4 protein-coding genes are annotated in these 3,306 nt (G+C 50.5%); 1 reads left to right on the forward strand and 3 read right to left on the reverse strand.

Annotation, left to right across the window (positions count from 1 at the left end; all coding sequences use genetic code 11):
* Positions 1 to 59 precede the first annotated feature (59 nt).
* The gene (locus GBZ48_RS35660) at positions 60 to 329 is read right to left on the reverse strand and encodes a type II toxin-antitoxin system RelE/ParE family toxin (RefSeq protein WP_174475349.1); all 270 of its coding nucleotides are present in this window, start codon (positions 327 to 329) and stop codon (positions 60 to 62) included.
* A complete protein-coding gene (locus tag GBZ48_RS35665; RefSeq protein WP_174475350.1) occupies positions 320 to 493 on the reverse strand; it encodes an antitoxin in 174 nt (57 codons plus the stop codon). Before GBZ48_RS35665 ends, GBZ48_RS35660 begins: the two co-directional genes overlap by 10 nt.
* 344 nt (positions 494 to 837) lie before the next feature.
* On the opposite strand from GBZ48_RS35665, the gene GBZ48_RS35670 reads away from it, so the two are divergent.
* Entirely contained in the window at positions 838 to 2,550 is a 1,713-nt protein-coding gene (locus GBZ48_RS35670; RefSeq protein WP_174475351.1) for an AIPR family protein, read from the forward strand.
* 55 nt (positions 2,551 to 2,605) lie between these two features.
* On the opposite strand, the gene GBZ48_RS35675 is transcribed toward GBZ48_RS35670, so the two are convergent.
* Positions 2,606 to 2,971 (reverse strand): HVO_A0114 family putative DNA-binding protein, encoded by a 366-nt coding sequence (locus tag GBZ48_RS35675; protein WP_174475352.1) that lies wholly within the window; start codon positions 2,969 to 2,971, stop codon positions 2,606 to 2,608.
* Positions 2,972 to 3,306 lie beyond the last annotated feature (335 nt).

Genomic DNA, 3,306 nt, shown 5'->3' on the forward strand with positions numbered 1-3,306 from the left:
GAATGTGTATAAGAGACAGGAGTTGGGGCTTCGGCTTGCGGTAAACGATGCAACCGGCATCAGGAGCGGTTCTGTGCTCCGTGCCAGACGCGCAGAATGGTCACACGGGTCGAGCTCACGTCGTAGACAATCACATAGGGGTGGACTGCCACCAGCTCCCGCGCACCGTCTCGCCGAAGGCGGCCTCGGTCTGGAAATTCGGCGAGGCTTTCCGCCGTGCTTCTGAGCCGAAGCGCCATGCGCCGGGCTGCCGCGGGATTGAAGTGGCCGATGTAGGTGCGGATTGCGATCAGATCGGCAATGGCGGCCGGAGCGAAGACTACTTGCACGACGGCGCAGGACGCTCGTCCGCCGTGCCCCAACTGTCGAGCCAGTCCGCAACGTCGCGCAGAGGAATCGTCTGACCGGAGGCAACCTGTGCCCGCGCCTCGGCAATGGCGCGTGTCAGCGCATCGTCATCGGTCGGCTCGAAAGCGGTCGCGGGCTCTGCCATTGGACACCTCCGTCATTGAATATAAGCGGTGTGTGTGGGGCAGTCTATGTAAGACTCTTCGCAAGCGGAGGCGGCTTTGAGGCGTAAACCGCTGATGCTCACCGAATTGAGCAGAAACTTCACTTGCAGCTTGAATGTGGAGAATGCACGTTCCCAAGAATCGCCACCCCTAAAAGGCAAGCTTGTTTGCGGTTTGCCGAAATTATAAGTGCACTACAGGCGGCGCTCACCGCATATAGAATATACAGTTATGGACTCGCCTCATGAATCGCGATAATCTAAGACTCCATCTTTTGATGGTAATTTTTGATATTTTTTCATTATTTGGTTGAAAAGAGGCAGAATTGAAAAAGTTAACAAGAATAGATTGGGATATAATTGATGCTCGTGTGCGTAACTCTTGCAAAAGACATGGCTTCAAAACCCTGTCTATCGGTCTTCTTTCCATTGTCATTGAGCAAATATTTCCTGAAATTCAGGATCAATTGCATGAAGCCATTACGGATGGTGCTGATGACAGAGGCATCGACGCAATCTATATTATCGAAGGTGAGCAGCAAGCAGAAATATTTCTATTTCAGTCAAAATATAGAGATACTCATAAGAGCTGTGACAAGACGATAAACGATTCTGAAGTTATGAAGGTTTCTCATTTTTTAAATGAGCTGTTCGAGAAATCTAAATTTTTGATGAAATGTAATAATTTCCGGCTTATGGAGTCTGTTCAAAGAATTTGGGAGCTTCATGAAAAGGGAAAAATTTGTCGTTACAAAGTGGTGTTCTGCTCAAACGGGGGGTATTTTTCGCCATCTGCGAAAGTCATAATTGACAGCATATGTGAAAGTGCGCCGCAGGTTTCATTTGAATTCTATGGCGCAGATGACGTTATCCGAGGGCTGTCGATTGAAAGTCGCTCCCCGGAGAATGGAGTTCTTCAAGTAATTGGAAAGGAGATATTAGAAAGATCAGACGGAGATGTACGAGGTGTTATTGCCTCAGTGGATGCGCTGTCTTTTATTAACCTCATTAAAACGGCGGATGGCCAAGGAATAAAGCGTCATCTTTTTGATGACAATTTAAGAGTGTTTCTGGGTGTTAAGGGAGGGTTTAACCCTTCAATTATTGAAACTGCTACATCAAATGATAGCTATCTGTTCTGGTATCTAAATAACGGTATTACTATAACGTGCAAGAACTACTCCTATAATAAGGGCCACATAAACCCGACATTACGGTTCGAAGATTTCCAAATTGTTAATGGAGCACAAACCTCTCATTCACTTATTGAGGCGAGTCGCTTAGGAGTGGACGCGCTGAATGATGTTGTTCTTATGGTTCGAGTGTATGCTACGGATCGAGCAGATATTGCTGAGCGCGTTGCAGTTGCCACCAATAGCCAAGCTCGTATTCAAAGTCGCGATCTTCGCGCAAATCATGAAATTCTGAAAAAGCTTGAGCTTGCATTTCTAGAGAACGGTTACTTTTTCGAAAGAAAAAGAAACATGTTTCCCGACAAACCCGAAAACAAAAGAATTGATGCACTTAAGCTTGGGCAGATACTCCTATCATATGAACTGAAAGAGCCTGATAAAGCCAAAAGTGAGTCTGATTCAATATTTGATTCAAGATTTAGCGCAATATTCAATGATAATATGGATATATCTGAACTCATAAGGCTTTTTGAGCTATACCGTATTATAGAAAGACTAAGGGAGATTTACATTTCCGATTATGGGTCGGCACCAGAGAGCGGGCGTCAGCACCAATATTTAGTTTATGGGCACTGGTTTGTTCTTTTTGCTTGCAATCTTCTGCATCTGAAGTCGGGTAAAGCGCGAATCCCAACGGACAAGGATGCGGAGGTTATGGTTGAGGAAGCCATAAGTGTTGTTGCCTCTGCCTGCAGTCAACAAAAAGCTGTCGCACACTATCAAATGTTCAGGAGCCCGAAGACAAAAGATAAGATTTATGCAGAGTTGAGCGGGAAGCAACTTGACCTATTCGAGGTGATCGGTGAAAGTGTGAGCGATAGTATTAGGCCAAAATCAATGTTTTGATTAGGGATGTGGGGTGAAGTGGCGGGCTATATGATAGTTTGAAGAACATCCTCTGCTATGAAACCGCCATCGGCACCACCCGGCAAGTCCCGCGCACCAGATCGACGTCGATCTCTGCTGCGATTAGTTCCGGTCGGATGCTCATGCCGTCGCGGACCAGTCGCACCAGACCGTGCTTCGCCAAGTCTTGCAGGGCGCGCGAGACGTTGGGCTGGGCGCGGTCGGCGAGTTGGGCGAGGCGGGAGACCGTCTCCGGGCGTTTGGCGGCAATCAGTTGCATCAACGCCCGGTTCGCTGGGGTCAACACGCCGAGAAGGCCGGAGATCGCCTCGCCATCGATGACGGACTGCACCGGGGGAACTGGCTGGGTGCCACGGGCGACCGCCAGCATCTCGTCGCGCAAATCATGCAAAGTCCGCATTCTCGGGTTCCCCGACGTCTTTGGTGTCTTCAACGCAGCGGCTGGTGAAGCGCTTTCAGTATGCGCTGGGCGAGGGGATGCGGCTATCGCATTTGCCTTCGCACGGGCAGGGACGCGCAAGAGGCCATGCGGTTCGGGACTCTCGGGTTGCCCCTCACCCTCCCCACGCCTTCGGCGCGGGTCCCCGCCCTCTCCCGGGGCGGGAGAGGGTGACGGGCGCGCTTCGGCGCGCCGCCAAGGGGCATGCTGCCCCTTCGCGATCCCCTGGCAAAGGCTGGCGCCTTTGCTGCCCCCTCACCCTGACCCTCTCCCCAGGGGGGAGAGGGGATGAAGAC

This window comes from Azospirillum melinis (assembly GCF_013340935.1).
Lineage (GTDB): Bacteria > Pseudomonadota > Alphaproteobacteria > Azospirillales > Azospirillaceae > Azospirillum > Azospirillum melinis.

What these genes read in the sequence shown, in the direction of transcription:
- GBZ48_RS35675 (WP_174475352.1), bottom strand. Translation starts at nt 2,971, where the DNA reads ATGCGGACTTTGCATGATTTGCGCGACGAGATGCTGGCGGTCGCCCGT.
- GBZ48_RS35665 (WP_174475350.1), bottom strand. Translation starts at nt 493, where the DNA reads ATGGCAGAGCCCGCGACCGCTTTCGAGCCGACCGATGACGATGCGCTG.